The organism is Streptomyces sp. NPDC043738 (assembly GCF_056436545.1).
In genome coordinates, this window is sequence record NZ_JBWKCJ010000011.1 from 196,809 (window position 1) to 217,667 (window position 20,859).

20 protein-coding genes are annotated in these 20,859 nt (G+C 73.8%); 9 read left to right on the top strand and 11 right to left on the bottom strand.

Features of this window, described 5'->3' with window-relative positions:
• Nucleotides 1-49 precede the first annotated feature (49 nt).
• Complete coding sequence (locus tag AC0680_RS17360; protein WP_478629248.1) at nucleotides 50-706, top strand: HAD family hydrolase; 657 nt, start codon at nucleotides 50-52, stop codon at nucleotides 704-706.
• Here the strand turns inward: AC0680_RS17360 and AC0680_RS17365 are convergent.
• A complete protein-coding gene (locus tag AC0680_RS17365) occupies nucleotides 652-921 on the bottom strand; it encodes a hypothetical protein (protein WP_384425059.1) in 270 nt (89 codons plus the stop codon). The two genes, AC0680_RS17360 and AC0680_RS17365, sit on opposite strands and share 55 nt — an antisense overlap.
• A 193-nt stretch (nucleotides 922-1,114) precedes the next feature.
• Here AC0680_RS17365 and AC0680_RS17370 point away from each other — a divergent pair, with 193 nt between their 5' ends.
• Complete coding sequence (locus AC0680_RS17370; protein WP_069572471.1) at nucleotides 1,115-1,498, top strand: cold-shock protein; 384 nt, start codon at nucleotides 1,115-1,117, stop codon at nucleotides 1,496-1,498.
• Nucleotides 1,499-1,524: 26 nt separating this feature from the next.
• On the opposite strand, the gene AC0680_RS17375 is transcribed toward AC0680_RS17370, so the two are convergent.
• The 4 genes from AC0680_RS17375 to AC0680_RS17390 all read right to left on the bottom strand — a co-directional run bounded on the left by AC0680_RS17375 (nucleotide 1,525) and on the right by AC0680_RS17390 (nucleotide 5,186).
• Nucleotides 1,525-2,376 carry a 1,4-dihydroxy-6-naphthoate synthase gene (locus AC0680_RS17375; RefSeq protein ID WP_478629250.1) on the bottom strand — a complete coding sequence of 284 codons (852 nt, stop codon included), beginning with the start codon at nucleotides 2,374-2,376 and terminating at the stop codon, nucleotides 1,525-1,527.
• Nucleotides 2,377-2,388: 12 nt separating this feature from the next.
• Nucleotides 2,389-3,141 carry a futalosine hydrolase gene (locus AC0680_RS17380; protein ID WP_478629310.1) on the bottom strand — a complete coding sequence of 251 codons (753 nt, stop codon included), beginning with the start codon at nucleotides 3,139-3,141 and terminating at the stop codon, nucleotides 2,389-2,391.
• Between the two features lie 43 nt (nucleotides 3,142-3,184).
• On the bottom strand, nucleotides 3,185-3,688 hold the full coding sequence (locus AC0680_RS17385; protein WP_478629252.1) for a hypothetical protein: 504 nt from the start codon (nucleotides 3,686-3,688) through the stop codon (nucleotides 3,185-3,187).
• 103 nt (nucleotides 3,689-3,791) lie between these two features.
• Nucleotides 3,792-5,186: an MFS transporter gene (locus AC0680_RS17390; RefSeq protein WP_478629312.1), complete on the bottom strand. Its 1,395-nt coding sequence runs from the start codon at nucleotides 5,184-5,186 to the stop codon at nucleotides 3,792-3,794.
• A gap of 439 nt (nucleotides 5,187-5,625) precedes the next feature.
• On the opposite strand from AC0680_RS17390, the gene AC0680_RS17395 reads away from it, so the two are divergent.
• Nucleotides 5,626-6,531 carry a DUF3027 domain-containing protein gene (locus tag AC0680_RS17395; RefSeq protein WP_478629254.1) on the top strand — a complete coding sequence of 302 codons (906 nt, stop codon included), beginning with the start codon at nucleotides 5,626-5,628 and terminating at the stop codon, nucleotides 6,529-6,531.
• Between the two features lie 349 nt (nucleotides 6,532-6,880).
• On the top strand, nucleotides 6,881-10,105 hold the full coding sequence (locus AC0680_RS17400; RefSeq protein WP_478629314.1) for a sacsin N-terminal ATP-binding-like domain-containing protein: 3,225 nt from the start codon (nucleotides 6,881-6,883) through the stop codon (nucleotides 10,103-10,105).
• Nucleotides 10,106-10,240: 135 nt separating this feature from the next.
• On the opposite strand, the gene AC0680_RS17405 is transcribed toward AC0680_RS17400, so the two are convergent.
• The 3 genes from AC0680_RS17405 to AC0680_RS17415 form a co-directional block, all read right to left on the bottom strand.
• A complete protein-coding gene (locus AC0680_RS17405; RefSeq protein WP_478629257.1) occupies nucleotides 10,241-10,417 on the bottom strand; it encodes a hypothetical protein in 177 nt (58 codons plus the stop codon).
• Nucleotides 10,418-10,586: 169 nt separating this feature from the next.
• Complete coding sequence (locus AC0680_RS17410) at nucleotides 10,587-13,052, bottom strand: HAD-IC family P-type ATPase (RefSeq protein ID WP_478629259.1); 2,466 nt, start codon at nucleotides 13,050-13,052, stop codon at nucleotides 10,587-10,589.
• A 77-nt stretch (nucleotides 13,053-13,129) separates the two neighbouring features.
• A complete protein-coding gene (locus tag AC0680_RS17415) occupies nucleotides 13,130-13,390 on the bottom strand; it encodes a DUF2530 domain-containing protein (RefSeq protein WP_478629260.1) in 261 nt (86 codons plus the stop codon).
• Nucleotides 13,391-13,674: 284 nt separating this feature from the next.
• On the opposite strand from AC0680_RS17415, the gene AC0680_RS17420 reads away from it, so the two are divergent.
• Nucleotides 13,675-15,147, top strand: a complete 1,473-nt coding sequence (locus tag AC0680_RS17420; protein ID WP_478629262.1) for an NCS2 family permease — start codon at nucleotides 13,675-13,677, stop codon at nucleotides 15,145-15,147.
• Here the strand turns inward: AC0680_RS17420 and AC0680_RS17425 are convergent.
• A complete protein-coding gene (locus AC0680_RS17425) occupies nucleotides 15,140-15,337 on the bottom strand; it encodes a hypothetical protein (protein ID WP_399148586.1) in 198 nt (65 codons plus the stop codon). The two genes, AC0680_RS17420 and AC0680_RS17425, sit on opposite strands and share 8 nt — an antisense overlap.
• A 130-nt stretch (nucleotides 15,338-15,467) precedes the next feature.
• On the opposite strand from AC0680_RS17425, the gene AC0680_RS17430 reads away from it, so the two are divergent.
• The 4 genes from AC0680_RS17430 (at nucleotide 15,468) to thpR (ending at nucleotide 18,567) form a co-directional block, all read left to right on the top strand.
• Complete coding sequence (locus AC0680_RS17430; protein ID WP_478629264.1) at nucleotides 15,468-15,938, top strand: MarR family winged helix-turn-helix transcriptional regulator; 471 nt, start codon at nucleotides 15,468-15,470, stop codon at nucleotides 15,936-15,938.
• A 29-nt stretch (nucleotides 15,939-15,967) separates the two neighbouring features.
• Nucleotides 15,968-17,356 (top strand): MFS transporter, encoded by a 1,389-nt coding sequence (locus AC0680_RS17435; protein WP_478629267.1) that lies wholly within the window; start codon nucleotides 15,968-15,970, stop codon nucleotides 17,354-17,356.
• A gap of 139 nt (nucleotides 17,357-17,495) precedes the next feature.
• On the top strand, nucleotides 17,496-17,885 hold the full coding sequence (locus tag AC0680_RS17440; RefSeq protein ID WP_478629316.1) for a DUF2267 domain-containing protein: 390 nt from the start codon (nucleotides 17,496-17,498) through the stop codon (nucleotides 17,883-17,885).
• Between the two features lie 112 nt (nucleotides 17,886-17,997).
• Nucleotides 17,998-18,567, top strand: coding sequence for an RNA 2',3'-cyclic phosphodiesterase (thpR, locus tag AC0680_RS17445; RefSeq protein WP_478629268.1), 570 nt, complete (start codon nucleotides 17,998-18,000; stop codon nucleotides 18,565-18,567).
• Between the two features lie 234 nt (nucleotides 18,568-18,801).
• Here the strand turns inward: thpR and AC0680_RS17450 are convergent, their stop codons facing one another.
• Together AC0680_RS17450 and AC0680_RS17455 are read right to left on the bottom strand one after the other, a co-directional pair.
• Nucleotides 18,802-19,800: an aldo/keto reductase gene (locus AC0680_RS17450; RefSeq protein ID WP_478629270.1), complete on the bottom strand. Its 999-nt coding sequence runs from the start codon at nucleotides 19,798-19,800 to the stop codon at nucleotides 18,802-18,804.
• A gap of 76 nt (nucleotides 19,801-19,876) precedes the next feature.
• Complete coding sequence (locus AC0680_RS17455; protein WP_478629272.1) at nucleotides 19,877-20,587, bottom strand: GDSL-type esterase/lipase family protein; 711 nt, start codon at nucleotides 20,585-20,587, stop codon at nucleotides 19,877-19,879.
• Nucleotides 20,588-20,859 lie beyond the last annotated feature (272 nt).

Genomic DNA, 20,859 nt, shown 5'->3' on the forward strand with positions numbered 1-20,859 from the left:
GTACGGCCTGGCCGCCGGTCCGCTCGCGGTCGCCTGCACAATGGCTGGCATGGCTGCGTACCCCCTGACGGTCGGCTTCGACCTCGATATGACGCTGATCGACTCCCGCCCCGGAATCAAGGCCGTCTACCAGGAGCTGTCCGCCAGGACCGGCACCTTCGTCGACGCCGAGGCCGCGGTGACCCGGCTGGGGCCGCCGCTGGAGCAGGAGATCCGCCGCTGGTTCCCCCAGGAGCGGGTCGCGGAGATCAGCGACCTGTACCGCTCGCTGTATCCGCAGTACGCGATCGCGTCGTCGCCGGCCATGCCCGGCGCCCGGGAGGCCCTCGCCGCGGTCGCGGCGGCGGGCGGCCGGACGATCGTGGTGACCGCCAAGTTCGAGCCGAACGCCAAGCTGCACCTGGCGCACCTGGGGATCGAACCGGACGCCGTCATCGGCTCGCTGTGGGCGGAGGCCAAGGCCGAGGCGCTGCGGGAGCACGGTGCGCGGATCTACGTCGGCGACCACACCGGTGACGTCCGGGGCGCGCACGCCGCGGGCGCGCTGTCGGTCGCCGTGGCCACCGGGCCGTGCGAGGGCGGCGAGCTGCTGGCGGCCGGCGCCGATGTGCTGCTCGACGACCTCACCCAGTTCCCGGCGTGGCTGGATCGCTACGTCGCGGAAGGGGCAGAAGGGGCGGATCCCTCGGAGGCCGCCTCGGCCTGACGGCGCTGGGCGGCGGCGGAGCGGACCACTCCGGTCGCGGCGATCAGGAAGCCGAGGCCCATCAGCATGCACACCCAGTAGAAGGCGGACGGCAGCGGGTGGGTCCCGAGGAACAGCGGCGTCACCGTGGCGAGAGTGGCCGCTGCGCCAACTAGGAACATGATCGCGCCGATTCGGACCAGCAGATCCCCGGCCTGGGGAGTTTCGTCAGACACCTGACCAGGGTAAGTCCGGGCCAGAAGCGCTGAGGATCCACCCGGCGGCGTCTTGTCACCGGCCCGGGGACCATTAGCCTTGGTGGTGGCGGGTCCTGCGGCCCGCTGCATTGCTATCCAGACCCGATTCCGCCGCTGCTTCGCGGTGGATGCGGCCCAGTTTTTTCCAACGAGTACGAGGACGAGGACAGACGTGCCTACCGGCAAGGTCAAGTGGTTCAACAGCGAGAAGGGCTTCGGCTTTCTCTCCCGCGATGACGGCGGTGACGTCTTCGTGCACTCGTCGGTGCTGCCCGACGGCGTGGCCGCGCTCAAGCCTGGCCAGCGCGTCGAATTCGGCGTCGTCGCGGGCCAGCGCGGCGACCAGGCGCTGACCGTGACACTCCTCGACCCCGCCCCCTCGGTAGCCGCGGCCCAGCGCCGCAAGCCCGACGAACTCGCCTCGATCGTGCAGGACCTCACCACGCTGCTGGAGAACGTCACCCAGCAGCTGGAGCGCGGCCGCTACCCCGACAAGGCGCACGGCTCGAAGATCGCCGGCATGCTGCGCGCGGTCGCCGACCAGCTGGACGTCTGAAGCGGGCCCGCCAAGGACGACTTGCCTCACACGAAGCGCAGCGCATCGCGGCCGAGGGGCGGCACGAGCCCCTCGGCCGCGGCGCGGGTGAGCAGCCCGCGCACCGCGGCATAGCCGTCCTCGCCGAGGTCGGCGGTGAACTCGTTGACGTACAGCCCGATGTGCTGGTCGGCGACCTTCGGGTCCATCTCCTGGGCGTGCTCCAGGACGTAGGGACGGGAGGCCTCCGGGTCGTCCCAGGCCATCAGCACGGAGGTGCGGACGGCGGCCGCGAGGTCGCGCAGCGTCCGCTCGCCCAGCGACCGCTTGGCGATGATCGCGCCGAGCGGGATCGGCAGGCCGGTGGTGTGCTCCCAGTGCTCGCCCATGTCCGCAAGGCAGACCAGGCCGTAGTTCTGGTACGTGAAGCGGGCCTCGTGGATGACCAGGCCCGCGTCGACCTTGCCGTCCCGGACCGCCGGCATGATCTCGTGGAACGGCAGCACCACGATCTCGCCGACGCCGCCCGGCACCTCGGCCGCCGCCCACAGCCGGAACAGCAGATACGCGGTGGACCGCTCGCTGGGCACCGCGATCGTCCGGCCCGCCAGGTCCGCGGCCGTGCCCTGCTGCCTGGCCAGCACCAGCGGCCCGCAGCCACGGCCCAGCGCCCCGCCGCAGGGCAGCAGCGCGTACTCCTCGAGCACCCACGGCAGCACCGCGTACGACACCTTCAGCACGTCGAACTCGCCGCGCTCGGCCATGCCGTTGGTGAGGTCGATGTCGGCGAAGGTGACCTTGAGGTCCGGCGCGTGCGGGACGCGGCCGTGCGCCAGGGCGTCGAAGACGAAGGTGTCGTTCGGGCACGGCGAGTACGCGATGTGCAGCGGCCGGGTCACGGTGTCCTCCTGCTAGGGACGGTGTGGTTCCCCGGCCGGCCCGTGGGCGGCGGCCAGGGCTTCGGGGAACGTACGAAAGGCGCCGGTCAGGGCGGCGAGCGCGGCGCCGATGCGCCAGGCGGCGCGGTCGCGGGGGCCGACGGCGTTGGAGACGGTGCGCAGCTCCAGCACCGCCACGCCGTGCGCGGCGGCCGCCTCGGCGACGCCGAAGCCCTCCATCGCCTCGGCCAGTACGCCGGGGTGACGCCGTGCCAGCTCCGCGGCGCGGGCCGCGCTGCCGGTGACCGTGGAGACGGTGACGACGGTGCCGACGGCCCCGCCGGACGCCTTCGCCACGGCGTCGGCCAGCGCCTTGTCGGGGCGGTGCGCCACCGTGCCGAAGCCGAGTTCGGTGACCGGTACGAAGCCGTCGGGGGTCTGGGCACCCAGGTCGGCGGCGACGATCGCGTCGGCGACGACCACCGACCCCAGGGGGACGCCGGCGGTGGGGAACCCCCCGCCGATCCCCGCCGAGACCACCAGGTCGTACGGCGTGCCGGCGAGCGCGGCGGCGGTCAGCGCGGTGGCCGTGCCGGCGGCCGCGGCGGCCGGGCCGACACCGGCGGCCAGCACATCGAGCGTCACCGCCGGCCCGGCCACGCGCCGCACCTCGTAACCGCCGGGCAGCGACCAGGGCTCCGCCTCGCCCGGGCCGTCGGCCCCGCCGCTGCCGGCGCGGACCGCATCGCGCTCGGCCGCCACCGCCGTGACGACCAGGACCCGCATCACGAAGCCCGCACCCTGTGCGGCCGCCGCGCGCTCAGCGCGCTCAGTCCTTCTGCTTCAGCGTGAAGTGCCACATCGTCTTGGGGCCCTGGCCGGTGCCGATCTCGGCGACCTGGAGGGTGACGTCCTTGGTGTAGGACGTCTGGCCGGTCTGCGGGTTCTGCTGCATGAAGAGGGTGTCCGCGTCGAAGCTGCGGTACGTCTGCTTGCTGGGCTCGCGCATGACGGGGCCCGCGCCGAAGACGACCCACCCGGACTTGGCGACCTCCGGGTCGACGCCGACGCGCACCTGCTCACCGGGGTGCACGGTGATCGTCTTGCCGCCCTTCTTGGTGAGGCAGGCGGCCACGGCCTTCCGGGACAGGTCCTTGCCGTCGCCGTCGCAGCCGGGCGTGGCCTCGGCCGTCACCGTCGACGAACCGACGGTCACGGTCGCGAGCGCGGTCGGCTTCTCGCAGGCGGAGAGGGTGACAAGACCCAGGGACACGGCACCGATGGCGGCAGCGGCGCGGCGGCCCTTGCCCCAGGAGATCAACGCAGCGGTCATACGGGCAGGCTATCGGGCGCCCCAGCTCACGCCACGCGCGGGTGCGGCGTGCCGCGCGGCCGGTGCGAAGCCGTGCCCCCGACGGACCGGTCCACCGGTCGTTTCAGGCCACCCGGGCCGTCGGCCCGCCGCCCCGCCGCGCCGCGCTCAGCAGCCCCCGTACGGCCAGCGCCACGCCCAGCGCCACCAGCGCCGCGGCCACCGACATCCCCACCACCCCGACCAGCGGCAGCGAGATCCCGATCGCGCCGCCCACCACCCACGACATCTGCAGCGCCGTCTCGGAGCGGGCGAACGCCGAGGTGCGCACCGCCTCCGGCACATCGCGCTGGATCATCGCGTCCAGCGACAGCTTCGCCAGCGCCTGGCACAGCCCCGCGCAGGCCGCCGCCGCGGTGACCACGACCACCGCGGCCGCGGTGTAGAAAACCGCCGCGAGCACCGTCGTACCCAGCGCCAGCCCCAGCACCGCCGCGACGATCTGCTCCGGCCCCCGGGCCTTGAGCCACGCCCCGACGGCCGTCCCCAGCGCGTTGCCCGCCCCGGCCGCCACCGCCACCAGCCCCAGCGAGGCGGCCGGCCCCAGTCCGCCCAGCGGATGCTCGCGCAGCAGGAAGGCCAGGAAGAACGTCAGAAAGCCGGAGAGCGCCCGCAGGCAGACGTTGGCCTGGAGCCCGTGCAGCACCGACGGCCCGACGGTGCGCAGCCCCGGCTTCGCCGGCCGGCCGCCCGCCGAGTCCTCGGCCGCCTCACCGGACGCCAGGCGGGCCCGCGCCTCGCCCTTGTCCGAGTCGACCTTGTGCGGCAGCGAGAACGACAAGGCCGTACCGGTCGCGAACACCGCGAACGCCCCGTACAGCGGCCAGGCCGGCCCGATCAGATGCAGCCCGGCCCCGGCCGGCGCCGCCACCCCCGTGGCCAGCAGCCCCGCGAGCGTCACCCGGGAGTTGGCCCGCACCAGCGAGATCCGCGGGGGCAGCAGCCGCGGCACCACCGCACTGCGCACCACGCCGTACGCCTTCGACGCCACCAGCACTCCCAGCGCCGCCGGATACAGCTCCAGCCCGCCGGTCGCCACCGCGCCCGACATCGACACCGCCAGCAGCGCCCGGGCCAGCATCGCGCCCGCCATCGCCGCCCGGCGGCCGTGCGGCACCCGGTCCAGCAGCGGTCCGATCACCGGGGCGAGCAGCGCGAACGGCGCCATCGTGACCGCCAGATACAGCGCCACCCGGCCCCGCGCCTCCTGCGTCGGCACCGAGAAGAACACCGTCGAGGCCAGCGCGACCGTGATCAGCATGTCGCCGGCCGAGTTCACCGCGTGCAGCTCGATCAGCTTGCCCAGCCCCGACTCGCCCGCGCCGTGCGCGTGCGTCGCCCGCCGCACCCGGCGCGCCGCGCCGGTGAACGGCCGGCGCAGCGCACGGCCGACCGCCCGGCCCGCCCGCCGGGCAGGGCCGTCCCCGAAGCCGCCCGGGGACGGCTCGCGCGACGACACTCTCGACGACTTCCGCGATGCCTTCGCCACCTTCGACACCCTCGACGCCCTTGCGGCAGCAGCCACTCGGCCATAGTGCCCCAACTCGCCCAGGAGAGGGCACTTTCTCCACACTGCCGCGCGAGGCGCCCCGGCGCGCGGTCGCCGCCGCGGACATTTGCGCTCCCGCCGAGGAGTCGTACACCGCTGAAGGGGTAGCGTGTGTAGCGCGCCACCGGCGGTCGGTTTTGGCCGCGTGTCTCATTGCGTTCCGCGATCCCGCAGAATGGGTCTATGAGGTGCGCTCGACCGAACCGATCGGGCGCGGACGTCGACGCGGTCCCCAGGTCCGCTCCGCCCGCCCCCGGCCCGCCGGTCGTCCGGACAGGACAAGGACAGCTCCGGCTGGCGCACTCGTGAGACGGCGTGGAAGAGAGAATCGATTCTTGTGAGTGCTGCGATGCGAAGCCGTACCCCTGACCGCCTGTGCGCCGAGGCGGTCGACCTTGCCCGGGCGGCGGCGGAGGAAGTGGCCCTGCCCGGAATGGTCGGCGAGTACATCGAGGCCGTCGCCGACGCGGACCGTGTCGTCACCCACCTCTTCGCCTCCAACGAGCCCGGCTACCGCGGCTGGCGCTGGGCGGTGACGGTCGCCCGGGCGTCCCGGGCCAAGGTCGTCACGCTCGACGAGGCGGTGCTGCTGCCCGGCCCCGACGCGCTGCTCGCGCCGGAGTGGGTGCCCTGGAGCGAGCGGCTGCGCCCCGGCGACATGGGCCCCGGGGATCTGCTGCCCACGGAGGCCGAGGACCTGCGGCTGGAGCCGGGCTTCTCCGGCGAGGACGGCCCGCCGCCGAACTCCGCCGTCGCCGAGGGCATGGCCGCCGAGGTCGCCGACACCGAGGAGGCGGACGTCGTCCCGGGCTCGCCGGCGATCCAGCCCGCGCCCGCGCGCGGCGGCATCGCGGACCTCGCCGAGGAGCTCGGCATGCGCCGCGCCCGGGTGCTGTCCCGCTACGGCCTGCACGCCGCCGCCGACCGCTGGGAAGAGGCGTACGGCGCGAAGACCCCGATGGCCCAGGCGGCCCCCGCCACCTGCCTGACCTGCGGCTTCCTCACCCCGCTCACCGGCTCCCTGCGCCAGGCATTCGGCGTGTGCGCCAACGAGTTCGCCCCGGCGGACGGCCGGGTGGTCTCCCTGTCGTACGGCTGCGGGGCGCACTCCGAGGCCGCCGTGATGCCCAAGACGCCGCGGCCGGCCCCGCCGGTGGTCGACGAGACGGTGGTGGAGCCGCTGTCCCTGCGGCCGGAGCGGGACGGGGGCTCGGTCGAGGAGGCCGGGCCCGCGGAGGAGCTGGGCCACAGCTGAGGTCTGTCCGGGCGGGGGCGCCCGGTGGGTGGTGGCTGCCGGGAGGCGCCCTCGCCCTGTGGGGGTGAAGGAAAGGACCAGCAGAAGCTCGGCTGCGCCACGGCACGGCCGAGCTTCTGCTGGTCCTTGACTTCTCCCCCGGCATCACCGCACACCAGGGGCCACGGTCCCATGCACCTCACTCCCGCCGAAGGCGGGAGGCAGAAGCCCCCGGGACGGGCCGGTCGGCTACGCGGGGCGATACCGTCTGGACACAGACTCAGCGAGGGAGACGAGAGACGTGACCGCAACGTCGTGGGTGCGAGGCGCAGCCGGAGACCCGTTCGGGACGGCTCGACTGCGGCGCGGCGTGCTGGACGCCTGGGCCGCTTCACCGGCCCGGTTCCGGGAGGACGCCAACGCGGAGGAGGACCTCGCGCTCGGCGGCTACCGCGACCGGCTCGCCGTGGAGCTGGCGCAGAACGCGGCGGACGCGGCGGCCCGCGCCGGGGTCCCCGGGCGGCTGCGGCTGACCCTGCACCCGGCCGACGGCGACGCCCCCGCCGTACTCGTCGCCTCCAACACCGGCGCCCCCCTCGACGCCACCGGCGTGGAGTCGCTGTCGACGCTGCGCGCCTCGGCCAAACGGGAGCCCAGCGTGGCGGCCGGCGCGGTCGGCCGGTTCGGCGTCGGCTTCGCCGCGGTGCTGTCCGTGAGCGACGAGCCGGCCCTGGTGGGGCGCACCGGCGGGGTGCGGTGGTCGCTGGCCGAGGCCCGCACGCTGACGCAGGAGGTGGCCGCGCACAGCCCCGGACTCGGCGGCGAACTGCGCCGCCGCGAGGGGCACGTACCGCTGCTGCGGCTGCCGATGCCCGCGGAGGGCACCGCGCCCGACGGGTACGACACCGCCGTCGTGCTGCCGTTGCGGGACGTCGCGGCGCAGGACCTCGCCGAGCGGCTGCTGGACGGCATCGACGCGGCGCTGCTGCTGACGCTGCCGGGACTGGCCGAGGTCGTCGTCGAGACCCCGCAGGGCGTACGCGAGTTGAGGCGGCGTCAGGACGGCCCGTACGTCCTGATCGAGGACAGTGAGCGGGGCACCACCCGGTGGCGGGTGGCGACCGACGGCGGGCCGCTGGACCCGGCGCTGCTCGCGGACCGGCCCGTCGAGGAGCGCCTGCGGCCGTCGTGGTCGGTGACCTGGGCGGTGCCGGTGGACTCCGAGGGCGCGCCGACGCGCCCGGGAACCGCGCCGGTGGTGCACGCGCCGACGCCGACGGACGAGCCGCTGGGGCTGCCCGGGCTGCTGATCGCCTCGTTCCCGCTGGAGCCGACCCGGCGTCATGTCGCCCCGGGCCCGCTGACGGACTTCCTGGTGGAGCGGGTGGCCGCCGCCTACGCGGCGCTGCTCGGCGACTGGCAGCCGGTGTCCGTCGCCACCCTGGACCTGGTGCCCGGCCCGCTGGGCAAGGGCGGACTGGACGGCGAGCTGCGCCGGCAGGTGCTCGCGCTGTTGCCGCGGGTGCGGTTCCTGCCGAGCGCGGGCGCGCCGGGCGCGGGGGAGCGGGCCGAGCCCGAGGCCCCGGCGGAGGGCGAATGGGACTCCGGCGAGGAGGCTGTGCGCCATGTCCTGCGGCCCGTGGAGGCCGAGGTGGTCGAGGGTGCCGGCAGCGCGACGGTCGCGGTGCTGGCCGAGCTGTTCCCCAGCCTGCTGCCGGCCGGCCTCGAACGGCGCACGGAGCTGCGGGCGCTGGGCGTGGCCCGGGTGCCGCTCGGGGAGATGGTCGACCGCCTGGCGGGCGTCGAGCGGGCCCCCGACTGGTGGTGGCGGCTCTACGACGCGCTGGCCGGCACCGACCCGGACCGGCTCAGCGGACTGCCGGTGCCGCTCGCGGGCACCGGCGGCCAGGGCCCCGGCGGGGCGAGCGGCACCGTACGCACCACCATCGGGCCGCGCCAGGTGCTGCTGCCGCTGCCCGGCGGCGGCCCCGCGGGGAGCGGCGAGGACACCGACCGGCACCGTACGCTCGCCCGGCTCGGGCTGAAGGTCGCCCACCCCGACGCGGTGCACCCGCTGCTGGAGAAGCTCGGCGCCACCCCGGCCGCGCCCCGCGCCGTACTGACCACGCCTCAGGTGCGGGCGGCGGTGGAGAACTCGCTGGAGGCGGACGAGGACGCCTACGACGTCTTCGCGGACGACTTCGCCGGGGGCGGGCCGGGGGCTCCGCTGGGCGCGGAGGAGCTGGCGGAGATGGTGCTGGGGCTGGTCCGCGAGGCCAACCTCTCGCCCGGCGACGAGCCCTGGCTCGGTGCCCTCGCGCTGCCCGACGAGGACGGCGAGCTGGCGCCGGCGGGTGAGCTGGTGTACCCGGGAAGCGCCTTCGAGCGGGTCATCCGGGAGGGTGAACTCGCCGCGTGCGACGCGGAGTTGGCCGAACGGTGGGGCGAGCAGCCGCTGACCGCCGTGGGCGTCATGGCCGCCTTCGCGCTGGTGCGGGCCGCCGACGTCGTCCTCGACCCGGACGAGCTGGAGCCCCGCGACGGGGACTTCGCCGAGCCGGACGACGCCGGGCTGCTGGACGCCGTCGACGTGTGGTGCGAGGACCTCCTCGACGCCCTGCCCGACACGCCGGTCCCGCCGGTGCTCACCGAGCTGGTGGCCGTCCGCGACCTCGATCTGGTCGACGACGACGCCTGGCCGCAGGTACTGGAGATGCTCTCCCGGCCGCCGCTGCGCGACGCGCTCACCGCACCCGCCCGGGTGCTGCTGCCCGACGGCACCACCGAGTCCGTACGCCCCTACACCGCCTGGTGGCTGCGCGGCCACCCGGTGCTGGACGGGCGGCGGCCCGCCGGTCTGCGTGCGGCGGGCGGCGACCGGCTGCTGGCGGGCCTCTACGAGTCCGCGGACGCCGGCGAGGTCGACGCCCAGGTGCTGCGCGCACTCGGCGTGCGCACCTCCGTCGCCGCCCTCCTGGACGAGCCGGGCGGCGCGGCCGAACTGCTGGCCCGCCTCGCCGACCCGGACCTGACCGTGGGCGCGGCCCAACTCCACGGCCTCTACGGGCTGCTGGCCGACCTGGACCCCGATCAGGTGACGCTCCCCGACGAGCTGCGGGCCGTGCTGGACCGGGAGGTGCGGGTGGTGGACGCGGCGGACGCCGTGGTCGCCGACGCCCCGGATCTGATGCCGCTGGCGGCGGGGCTGCCCCTGCTGCCGGTGCGCCCGGCGCGCGCCGCGGACCTGGCCGAGCTGCTGCAGGTGCGCAGGCTGAGCGAGGTGGTCGGTGCCGAGGTGCGTTCCGAGGGCGTCCGGCACGAGGTCCCGGAGGCCGTACGGGTCCTGCTCGGCCCCGCCACCCCCGAGTCGTACCTGGAGCACGAGGAGCTGCTCGTCGGCGACGGCCCGGACGCCACCGTCGAACTGGACTGGCGCCGGAGTCCCGACGGGACCCTGCACGCCGCGACCCTGGAGGGCGTCGCGGCCGGCCTGGCCTGGGCGGCCGGCCAGTGGCCGCGCCGCTTCGAGGTCGCGGCGCTGCTGGAGGACCCGGACCGGGGCGAGGAGCTGGCGCGGGCGCGCTGGTTCGACTGACCGTCGGCGCCGCGGCGCACCGCGGGCCGGGGCGCGTGTCGTCCCGGCCCGGACGACGGCGCCTCGGTGCGGCCGGGCCGGCCGGTCGGGGCGCGGTCCGGCCCGGGTCGGTAGGGCCCGGTCGGTCGGCCCCGGTCAGTCCGAGGTGAACTTCTTGACCAGGGCCCAGACCACGACGATCGCGCCGACGGCCAGGATCAGCCACTCCCACCAGTCCATGACGCCGTCGCCCCCGTAGTGGGAGTGGTGGGAGTGGTGGCGGTGCGACCCGGCCAGCACCCGGTACGTGAGATCCCCCGGAATCAGTGTCATGGGGCGGAGGGTAGGGCAGGGGGCGGACCGTGGCCAGGCCGTGGCGGAAGGCTTGACCGCGACGTTGCGCCGGGCCGCCGGGCCGCCGGGCCGCCGGGCCGCCGGGCCGCCGGGCCGCCCGGCCGCCCGGCCGCCGGGCGACGCGGCGGCCGCCCGCGCGGGCGGCGGCTCAGGCCGGGAAGCGGCGGTCCACCCAGCGCCAGGCGAGCTCCAGGAGCACCGCCGCCGCCGCGGCGACGCCCACCGCTGCCCACGGCATCGTCGTACCGACCAGGCGCAGATCGAAGAAGTCCTGCAGCCAGGGGGTGACCAGGACGATCAGGAATCCCAGGCCCATGGCCAGCACCAGCGCGATCCGCCACCAGGTGTAGGGGCGGGCGATGATCACCAGGACCCACATCGCGGTGAGGAAGAGGGTCAGGGTCGCGGCGCTGGTCTCGGCGGAGAGGGCGCCCGGGCCGGTGTAGTGGGCGCGGGCGAGGAGGTAGGTGGCGAAGGCGGCCAGACCCGTGATGACGCCGGAGGGGATCGCGTAGCGCATGACCCGGCGGACGAAGTGCGGGCGGGCGCGCTCCTTGTTGGGGGCGAGCGCCAGGAAGAACGCCGGGACGCCGATGGTCAGTGTGGACAGCAGCGTCAGATGGCGCGGGAGGTAGGGGTAGGGGATCTGGCAGCAGGCCACGAGGATCGCCAGCAGGACGGAGTAGACCGTCTTGGTGAGGAAGAGGGTCGCGACGCGGGTGATGTTGCCGATGACGCGGCGGCCCTCGGCGACCACGGACGGCAGGGTGGCGAAGCTGTTGTTCAGCAGGACGATCTGGGCCACCGCGCGGGTGGCCTCGGAGCCGGAGCCCATCGCCACGCCGATGTCGGCGTCCTTCAGGGCGAGGACGTCGTTGACGCCGTCGCCGGTCATGGCGACGGTGTGGCCGCGGGACTGCAGGGCCGCGACCATGTCCCGCTTCTGCTGCGGGGAGACGCGGCCGAACACCGCGCCCCGGTCGAGGGCGGTGGCCATCGCCTCCGCACGGGCGGGCAGGCTCCGCGCGTCCACGGGGGCGTCCGCGCCCGGCAGGCCCAGCTTGCCGGCCACCGCGCCGACGGACACCGCGTTGTCGCCGGAGAGGACCTTGGCGTGGACGCCCTGCTCCGCGAAGTAGCGCAGGGTGTCGGGGGCCTCGGTGCGCAGCCGCTGCTCCAGGACGACCAGGGCGGCGGGGCGCACGCCCCGGGCGACGTCGGGGTCGTCCAGCTCCCGTTCGGCGCGGGCCAGCAGGAGCACCCGCAGGCCCCGGGCGTTGAGGTCGTCGATGTCCGTCAGGCGGTGGTCGCCGGCCGGCAGCAGGACGTCGGGGGCGCCCAGGAGCCAGGTCGTGCTCTCGCCGTGGGCGTCGTTGAAGGACGCCCCGCTGTATTTGCGGGCGGAGGAGAACGGCAGCGACTGGGTGCAGCGCCAGCCGTCGTCGGCGGGGTAGGCGTCGATGACGGCCTGGAGGGAGGCGTTGGGGCGGGGGTCGGAGGCGCCGAGCGCGCCCAGGACCTGCTCCAGGTAGGCGTGCTCGCGCCCACCGCGCTCCGCTGCCTCTCCGCTCTCCTCGAGGCCTTCGGAGGCGGAGCCGATGACCCGCAGCGCGCTGACGTCCATACCGCCCTCGGTGAGCGTGCCGGTCTTGTCCAGGCAGACGACGTCGACCCGGGCCAGGCCCTCGATGGCGGGCAGTTCCTGGACGAGGCACTGCTTGCGGCCGAGCCGGACGACGCCGATGGCGAAGGCCACGGAGGTGAGCAGGACCAGGCCCTCGGGGATCATCGGGACGATGCCGGCGACCATCCGGCGGATCGCCTCGTCGCCCGGCAGGCCGAGGGTGAGCAGATGGCTGAGGATCAGGCCGAGCGCGGTGGGGACCATCATCCAGGTCACGTACTTGAGGATCTGGCTGATGCCGGAGCGCAGCTCGGAGTGGACCAGCGTGAAGCGGCTGGCCTCCTCGGCGAGCTGGGCCGCGTACGCCTGGCGGCCGACCTTGGTCGCGGTGAAGGCGCCGCCGCCCGCGACGACGAAGCTGCCGGACATCACCGGCTCACCGGGCTTCTTGACGACCGGATCGGCCTCGCCGGTCAGCAGCGATTCGTCGATCTCCAGGCCGTCGGTCTCCAGGACCTCGCCGTCGACGATGACCTTGTCGCCCGGACCGAGTTCGATGACGTCGTCGAGGACGACGCCGGCGGTGGGGATCGGGGCGGGGACGCCGTCGCGCCGCACGGTCGGCCGGGCCTCGCCGATGACCGCCAGGTTGTCCAGGGTCTTCTTGGCCCGCAGCTCCTGGACGATGCCGATGCCGGTGTTGGCGACGATGACGAACCCGAAGAGACCGTCCTGGATGGGCCCCACGATCAGGATGATCACGAACAGTACGCCGATGATCGCGTTGAAACGGGTGAAGACGTTGGCGCGGATGATCTCGACGGCGGAGCGGGAGGACCGTACGGGGACGTCGTTGACCTCGCCCCTGGCCACCCGCTGTGCGACCTCGGCGGCGGTCAGACCGGGGTGGGCCGGGGCGTGGACGGTCGCTCCGGCCGGCTCGCCGCCCGCTTCGGGGTGCCCGGCTTCGGTCCTCGCCCGATCCGTCATGCTCTCGACGTTACGGGCGCGGCGCGCACTTCACCCGCCGGCCGGGCGGGAGGTGCGGCGGGGGAGGGGCGCCGCGGTCAGGAGCCGCCGGCGGCGGCCGCGGCGCGCTTGATCGCGGCGTCGCGCCTGCGGACGTACCAGATGCCCAGCAGGCCCAGGGCGCCGCCGGCCAGGCAGGTCCACACCCACCAGGCGTGGCCGTTGTCGGCGTACCAGCCGTAGAAGGGCAGCTGGCCGAGGAAGAGCACGAACCAGATGATCGTGCCGCCGGTGATCGTGCCGACGACGGGGCCCTCCAGAGGCGCCGGGGCCGGGCGCAGTTCGGACTTCTTCCACATGGTGTTCAGCTTACGGGGGCCGAACACGGCGCCGGATGGGGGCCGGGCGAGGGGTGGCGGCCGAGTGGTCCCGCGGCCGGAGGGGGTGCCTCCGGCCCAGCGCAACAGGGGTCTACGCGCGGAGATAGCGATCAGTGCATTGTTTATTCATACTGAACCTTTCTGGATCTGAACGGATCGGATCGTCGATTCATCCAACGTGATCCGGTTATTGATGCTCTGTACGTGTTCCGGGCCCACGGGCCCCCGCGCCTTCCCCAGGCCCGTCCGACTGAGGTCCCTGCATGTCCCCCTCGGCCACCACGCCGGTCGACCCCCTTGAGAACCCGGCGCCGATGCCTCCCAGGAACGGTTTCGACCGCTTCTTCAAGATCTCCGAGCGGGGGTCGACGGTCAGCCGCGAACTGCGCGGCGGTCTGGCGACGTTCTTCGCGATGGCCTACATCATCGTGCTGAACCCGATCATCCTCGGCTCCGGAGTCGACAAGTTCGGCCACCATCTCGACAACGGCCAGCTGGTCACCGCGACCGCGCTGATGGCCGGGCTGTGCACCGTCCTGATGGGCGTCATGGGCAACGTCCCGATCGCCATCGCCGCGGGCCTGGGCATCAACGCCGTGGTCTCGCTCCAGCTCGCCCCCAAGATGAGCTGGCCGGACGCGATGGGCATGGTCGTGCTCGCCGGTCTGGTGCTGATGATCCTGGTCGCCTCGGGCCTGCGCCAGCGGGTGATGGACGCGATCCCGGGCGGCCTGCGGCGCGCCATCGCCATCGGTATCGGCATGTTCATCACGCTGATCGGCCTGGTCGACGCCGGCTTCGTGTCCCGTAACCCGGACGCCGCGCACACCACCGTCCCGATGGGCCTGGGCCAGGGCGGTCAGCTCAAGGGCTGGCCGGTGCTGGTGTTCGTCCTCGGCCTGATGCTGATGTTCGTGCTGATCGTGCGGAAGACCAAGGGCGCGATCCTGATCGGCATGGTCACCATGGCCGTCGTCGCGATCGTCGTCAACGCCGTCGCCGACATCCCGGACGCGGCCTGGGGCCTGGCGGTCCCCAACGTCCCGGAGAAGATCGTCGGCGCGCCCGACTTCGGTCTGATCGGCAACATCAGCCTCTTCGGAGGCTTCAAGGAAGTCGGTCTGCTGACCGGCTGCCTGTTCGTCTTCACCGTGCTGCTCTCCGGCTTCTTCGACGCGATGGGCACCATCATCGGCGTCGGCGAGGAGGCCGGGCTGCTGGACAACGAGACCGGCAACCTGCCGAACATGGGCCGGATCCTGATGGTGGACGGCATCGCGGTCGCGGGCGGCGGCTTCGGCTCCGCCTCCGCCAACACCTGCTTCGTGGAGTCCACGGCCGGCGTCGGCGAGGGCGCCCGCACGGGCCTGGCGAACCTGATGACCGGCGGGCTGTTCCTGCTCGCGCTGGTCTTCACACCGCTGGCGACCGTGGTCCCGTCCCAGGCGGCGACGCCGGCGCTGGTGGTCGTCGGCTTCCTGATCATGGCTTCGAACGTCAAGGACATCGACTGGGGCGACTTCACCGTCGGCATCCCCGCGTTCCTGACGATCGTCTCGATGCCGTTCACCTACAGCATCACCAACGGCATCGGCATCGGGGTCCTGGCGTTCATCCTGCTGCGCGCGGCCACCGGCCGCTTCCGGCAGGTCCCCTGGCTGCTGAACGCCGTCGGCCTGTGCTTCCTGGTCTACTTCCTGCTCCACCCGATCGAGCAGATCCTCGGGGTCAAGTAGACGGAGCCGACCACCGCACGCCGAGCTTCTCGGTCTCGTCGACGGACGATTTGAACCGTTCGTCGAAGTCCTCGCGGATGAGCGTCCGGACGACATAGTCCTGGACGCTCATTCCGCGTTTTGCGGCGTGCTGCCGAATGCGCTCCAGCAGCTCCCCGTCCACGCGCAGGCTGAGCACTCGCGATCCCATACGGACACGGTCCCGTCCTCTCCCGGTCAGGCGTGTCACTTTCCGCCGCGTCCTCACTCATATGGGTGATCCATGGGGGAGACCCGCCCGCAGCTTTACTTAGAGAGGGTAATGAGTTATGCTAAAGACCATGCCGGAACTGTCCCACCCCCAGCCTGACGGCCGGACGGTGCACCCAGATGACGCGGACGCGGATGCGGTCAACGCGCTGCGGTCCGCCGTGATGCGCCTGTCCCGCCGGCTCAAGCACCAGCGGGTGGACGAGTCGCTCAGCCCCACCGAGATGTCGGTGCTCGGCACCCTGGCCCGCTGCGGCCGGGCCACGCCCGGCGAGCTGGCCCGCAAGGAGCATGTGCAGCCGCCGTCGATGACCCGCATCGTGGCCATGCTCGAGGCCAAGGGACTGGTCCGGCTCGAACCGCACCCCGACGACCGCCGCCAGAAGGTCGTCACCCAGACCGAAGAGGCCGAGGCGATGCTCGAGGAGAGCCGCCGCAAGCGCAACGCCTGGCTCGCCGAGCTGGCCTCCGGGCTGGACGAGGACGAGTGGGCGAAGGTGCGGGCCGCCGCGCCCGTGCTGGAGAAGCTGGCACAGCTGTAGAACCCCGACGCCAAGGAGGCGAACCCGATTTGAGTACGGGATCCGGAGCAGACTCCGCCCCCGCACCGAACCCCCAAGACGGCACGGTCCCCCGCGCCCCGACCGTGACCGCCCCGCGCAAGGGCACGTTCAGCTCCCTGCGCATACGCAACTACCGCCTCTTCGCCACCGGCCAGATGGTGTCCAACACCGGCACCTGGATGCAGCGCATCGCCCAGGACTGGCTGGTGCTCAGCCTCACCGGCTCGTCCGCCGCGGTCGGCATCACCACCGCGCTGCAGTTCCTGCCGATGCTGCTGTTCGGCCTCTACGGCGGCGTCATCGCCGACCGCTTCGCCAAGCGCAAGCTGCTGCTGCTCACCCAGTCCGCCATGGGCCTGACGGGCCTCGCCCTCGCCGCGCTCACGCTCAGCGGCCAGGTGCAGGTCTGGCACGTCTACCTGGTCGCCTTCGTCCTGGGCCTGGCCACCGTCGTCGACAACCCCGCCCGGCAGGCCTTCGTCTCCGAGATGGTCGGTCAGGACGAGCTCCGCAACGCCGTCAGCCTCAACTCCGCCAACTTCCAGTCCGCGCGCCTGATCGGCCCCGCGGTGGCCGGCGTACTGATCACGGCGTTCGGCAGCGGCTGGGCCTTCCTGCTCAACGGCCTGTCCTTCGTGGCGCCGGTCGTCGGCCTGCTGATGATGCGGACGGCCGAACTCCACAAGGTCGAGCGGGTCCCCCGCAGCAAGGGGCAGCTGCGCGAGGGCCTGCGCTATGTCTCCGGCCGCCCCGACCTGGTCTGGCCGATCGTCCTGGTCGGCTTCATCGGCACGTTCGGCTTCAACTTCCCGATCTGGCTGACCGCGTTCGTCTACCACGTCTTCCACCAGGGCGCCGGCACCTACGCCCTGTTCAACGGCCTGATGGCGGCCGGCTCGCTGATCGGCGCGCTGCTCGCCGCGCGCCGCGCCGGCTCCCGGCTGCGCCTGCTGGTCGGCGCCGCCGCGCTCTTCGGCCTGCTGGAGATCACCGCCGCGCTGGCGCCCTCCTTCTGGATCTTCGCGGCCCTGCTCGCGCCCATCGGCATGGTCGGCCTGACCGTCAACGTCACCGCCAATTCGAGCGTCCAGCTGGCCACCGACCCGCTGATGCGGGGCCGGGTGATGAGCCTGTTCATGATGGTCTTCATGGGCGGCACCCCGCTCGGCGCCCCCATCGTCGGCTGGGTCACCGACGCCTTCGGCGCCCGCGTCGGGTTCCTGGCCGGCGGCGTGGTCTCGCTGGCCGCCGCGACCCTGATCGGCCTGGTCCTCGCCCGGACCGGCGGCCTCCGCCTCAAGATCGACCTGCGCCGGGGCCACCAGCACCTCGCCTTCGTGCCGCGGGCCGCACACCCCGCCCCGCCGGGCGAGAAGGAGCTGTCACCGGCCGCGTAGCACCGCCGCACCCGCTGCGCGCGAGGTCGCCGCGCGCGCAGCGCCGCGCGAGTCCACCATGGGCCCAACGGCACAGAGCGGTCTTCCGCGGATACCTCGGTACCGCGGGGACCGCGGAAAGGGGACAGTCGTGGTGCCCATGCGATGGGAGGAGTTCCTGGCACAGGTCCAGGAGCGTGGTGAGTACGCCTCGGCGCAGGAGGCGGAGCGGGCGGCACGGGTCGTGCTCGCGCTGCTGGGCGCGCATCTGGTGGGTGCGGAGCGGGCCGAGCTGGCCGGCTGCCTGCCGGAGACCTTCGAGCTGATCCTGCTCAACCCGCTGCCGGCCGTCGAGCCGCTGGATCCCGAACGGTTCGTCCGCGCCACCGCGGCCTGGATCGAGGGGGCCACCGAGGAGACCGCCAAATGGGACGTCGGCGCCGTGCTCAGCGTCGTCGCCGACGCCGCCGGGGACGACCTGATGCGCAGCGTCCTGCTCCAGCTGCCCCCGGACTACGACCTCCTCTTCGGTCGCCCCCGGCGGATCTGATCTCCGCCGCACCGCCCCGGGGCCATGGGCGGTGCGGCGGGGTGCGCCGCACCGGTCCGGCCGGGGCCCGCGTACGCCCGGTCCGCCGCACGGCGTGGGCCAGACTGACCGCATGAGACTCTTCGCCGCGGTCCTGCCGCCCGCCCACGCCCTGGAGGAACTGGCCGTCGAGGTGGCGCAGTTGAAGAAACTCCCGGCCGCCGACCGGCTGCGCTGGACCGGCCGGGACGGCTGGCACTTCACCCTCGCCTTCTACGGCGAGGTGCCCGACGAGCTCCTGCCCGAGCTGAACGAGCGCCTGGCCCGCGCGGCCCACCGCCGCGACCCGTACGAACTGCGGATCGCCGGCGGCGGCCGCTTCTCGGACCGCGTGGTGTGGGCCGGGGCCGACGGCGACCGCCCCGCCATGGGCCGGCTCGCCGACTCGGCGGCGGCAGCGGCCCGCCGGGCCGGCGTGGCCATGGCCGACGAGCACCGCCCCTACACCCCGCACCTCACCCTCGCCAGGAACCGCACCGCCAACCTGAACCTCGCCCCGTACGCGGCCGCCCTGAAGGACTTCCACGGCTCCGCCTGGACCGTCGGGGCGCTGTCCCTGATCCGCAGCCACCCGCCCGTCCCCGGGCCGGCCGGCGCGCAGCCCCGCTACGAGGAGATCGCCTCCTGGCCGCTGGGCCGCTGAGCGGCCGGGGGAGCCCCGGCGGCCGAGGGGCGCGGGGGAGCGCGCGGACCGCCCGCGCACCCGGGTCGTTGAAATGTTCGGATCCACCCCGGTTACGCTCAGGGGGTGGACCCGAAAACCCGTAACCGGATCATGTCCGGCCTGCTCGCCGTGCTGCTCGTCGTCGTGATCGTGGCGGCGGCGTTGCGCTGACGGCCGCCCGGCCCGGGCCCGGCCGTCAGCACACCGCCTTCGTCACCAGGCGAACGCCTCCGGTGACGGCCCCGGCCCGGGGAAGATCTCGTCCAGCGACGCCAGCAGCTCGGCCGGCAGCTTCAGCTCGACGGCGCGCAGCGCGGAGGCGAGCTGGTCCGCGGTGCGCGGGCCGACGATGGGGCCGGTGACCCCCGGGCGGGTCAGGAGCCAGGCCAGCGCCACTTCGCCGGGCTCCAGGCCGTGCTTGGCGAGCAGGTCCTCGTAGGACTGGATCTGGGCGCGGATGGTGGAGTTGGCCAGGGAGTCGGCCGAGCGGCCGGAGACCGAGCGGGCCGCGCCGCCCTCGCGCTCCTTGCGGATCGCGCCGCCCAGCAGCCCGCCGTGCAGCGGGGACCAGGGGATGACGCCCAGGCCGTAGCTCTCGGCGGCCGGGATGACCTCCATCTCGGCCCGCCGCTCCGCCAGGTTGTACAGGCACTGCTCGCTGACCAGGCCGTACGAGCCGCGCCGGGCGGCGGTCTCGTTGGCGCGGGCGATGTGCCAGCCGGCGTGGTTGGACGAGCCCGCGTAGAGGATCTTGCCCTGCTGGACGAGGACGTCGATGGCCTGCCAGATCTCGTCCCAGGGGGTGTCCCGGTCGACGTGGTGGAACTGGTAGAGGTCGATGTAGTCGGTGCCCAGCCGCTTGAGGCTGGCGTCCACCGCCCGCCGGATGTTGAGGGCGGAGAGCTTGTCGTGGTTGGGCCAGACCGTGTCGCCGTCGGGCGCCATGTTCGCGTAGACCTTGGTGGCCAGCACGGTCTTGTCGCGGCGGCCGCCGCCCTTGGCGAACCACGAGCCGACGATCTCTTCCGTGCGGCCCTTGTTGGCGCCCCAGCCGTAGACGTTGGCGGTGTCGAGGAAGTTGACGCCGGCGCCGAGCGCCGCGTCCATGATGGTGTGGCTGTCGGCCTCGTCCGTCTGGGGTCCGAAGTTCATCGTCCCGAGGACGAGTCGGCTGACCTTGAGTCCGGTGCGTCCGAGCTGCGTGTACTCCATGGTGGGCCAGCCAACGCCTTGAAGTGCGCTCGAAGCAAGGACGTCTGCGGGGTGGCCGCGGCGTGGCGGCCCCGGTTCACCGCGTCGCGGCGGCCCCGTGCGGTGCGTCCGGCCGGTACGGGCCGCCGACCCCCCACGCCTGGTGCATCGCGTCCGCGAACGCCCCCGCCAGCAGGTGCTCGCCCCACGCGGAGGGGTGGGTGCCGTCGTAGGTGGCGCGGGCGATGTCCCAGCCGGCCGGCTCGGAGGCCAGCAGCAACGGCGAGGCGGGCGTGGACAGGTCGCCGACGGCCTTGGCCAGCAGCTCGTTGAAGCGCTCGCACTGGGCCCCGAACGCGGCGTCCGCGGCCGCCCGCACATTGGGGATGACGGGCATCAGCACGGCCCGGACGTGCGGCGCCGCCGCCCGTGCGCCTGCCACGAACTCCCGTACGTTCTCGGCGGTCTGCTCGGCGTTGGTGTAGAAACCGAGGTCTATCAGGCCGAGCGAGACCAGCAGGGTGTCGGCCTCATGGCGGCCGATCGCCTCGCCGATCAGGGGCGCCATGTGCAGCCAGCCCTCGCCCCACCCGGCGAGATGGCGCCGGGCCTCCCGGGGGAAGCCGGGGTCGCCGTACGCGTGCGAGGTGGCGGCGTCGGCGGCGGGGTCATGGAGGGTGTCGCGCGGTCCGACGATGCGGTACGGGCCGTCGTGGGTCGCGTTCAGGTGCTGCCACATCCGGTGGCGCCACGTGAAATCGCCGGTGCTCCCTATCGTCATCGAGTCACCGACGAACATGATCCTCATCGGGCCATGATGGCCGAGAACCCCCGCGACCTGGTACGTGACGCTGACCACGCCCGCCGGCCGCGGCCCACCGCCCGCTCCGCGCGCCACCGCCCGAGATGGCAGTCTGTGCCCATGCGTTCGCTTCTGTGCGCGGCCGGTGCCGCGGGGGTTTTGTGGGTGGCGGGGGGCGGGCCGGTCGCCCCCCACCCGCCCCCCCACCTTCCCCCCCGCGACCCCCCCACCCCCCCACCCCCCAGGCTTGTCCCCCACCCTGCGCCCCCCCGAGTCTC

What these genes read in the sequence shown, in the direction of transcription:
- AC0680_RS17450 (WP_478629270.1), bottom strand. Translation starts at nt 19,800, where the DNA reads ATGGAGTACACGCAGCTCGGACGCACCGGACTCAAGGTCAGCCGACTC.
- AC0680_RS17420 (WP_478629262.1), top strand. Translation starts at nt 13,675, where the DNA reads ATGTCCCCCTCGGCCACCACGCCGGTCGACCCCCTTGAGAACCCGGCG.
- thpR (WP_478629268.1), top strand. Translation starts at nt 17,998, where the DNA reads ATGAGACTCTTCGCCGCGGTCCTGCCGCCCGCCCACGCCCTGGAGGAA.
- AC0680_RS17380 (WP_478629310.1), bottom strand. Translation starts at nt 3,141, where the DNA reads ATGCGGGTCCTGGTCGTCACGGCGGTGGCGGCCGAGCGCGATGCGGTC.
- AC0680_RS17440 (WP_478629316.1), top strand. Translation starts at nt 17,496, where the DNA reads ATGCGATGGGAGGAGTTCCTGGCACAGGTCCAGGAGCGTGGTGAGTAC.
- AC0680_RS17405 (WP_478629257.1), bottom strand. Translation starts at nt 10,417, where the DNA reads ATGACACTGATTCCGGGGGATCTCACGTACCGGGTGCTGGCCGGGTCG.
- AC0680_RS17360 (WP_478629248.1), top strand. Translation starts at nt 50, where the DNA reads ATGGCTGCGTACCCCCTGACGGTCGGCTTCGACCTCGATATGACGCTG.
- AC0680_RS17455 (WP_478629272.1), bottom strand. Translation starts at nt 20,587, where the DNA reads ATGAGGATCATGTTCGTCGGTGACTCGATGACGATAGGGAGCACCGGC.
- AC0680_RS17395 (WP_478629254.1), top strand. Translation starts at nt 5,626, where the DNA reads ATGCGAAGCCGTACCCCTGACCGCCTGTGCGCCGAGGCGGTCGACCTT.
- AC0680_RS17385 (WP_478629252.1), bottom strand. Translation starts at nt 3,688, where the DNA reads ATGACCGCTGCGTTGATCTCCTGGGGCAAGGGCCGCCGCGCCGCTGCC.
- AC0680_RS17425 (WP_399148586.1), bottom strand. Translation starts at nt 15,337, where the DNA reads ATGGGATCGCGAGTGCTCAGCCTGCGCGTGGACGGGGAGCTGCTGGAG.
- AC0680_RS17410 (WP_478629259.1), bottom strand. Translation starts at nt 13,052, where the DNA reads ATGACGGATCGGGCGAGGACCGAAGCCGGGCACCCCGAAGCGGGCGGC.
- AC0680_RS17430 (WP_478629264.1), top strand. Translation starts at nt 15,468, where the DNA reads ATGCCGGAACTGTCCCACCCCCAGCCTGACGGCCGGACGGTGCACCCA.
- AC0680_RS17415 (WP_478629260.1), bottom strand. Translation starts at nt 13,390, where the DNA reads ATGTGGAAGAAGTCCGAACTGCGCCCGGCCCCGGCGCCTCTGGAGGGC.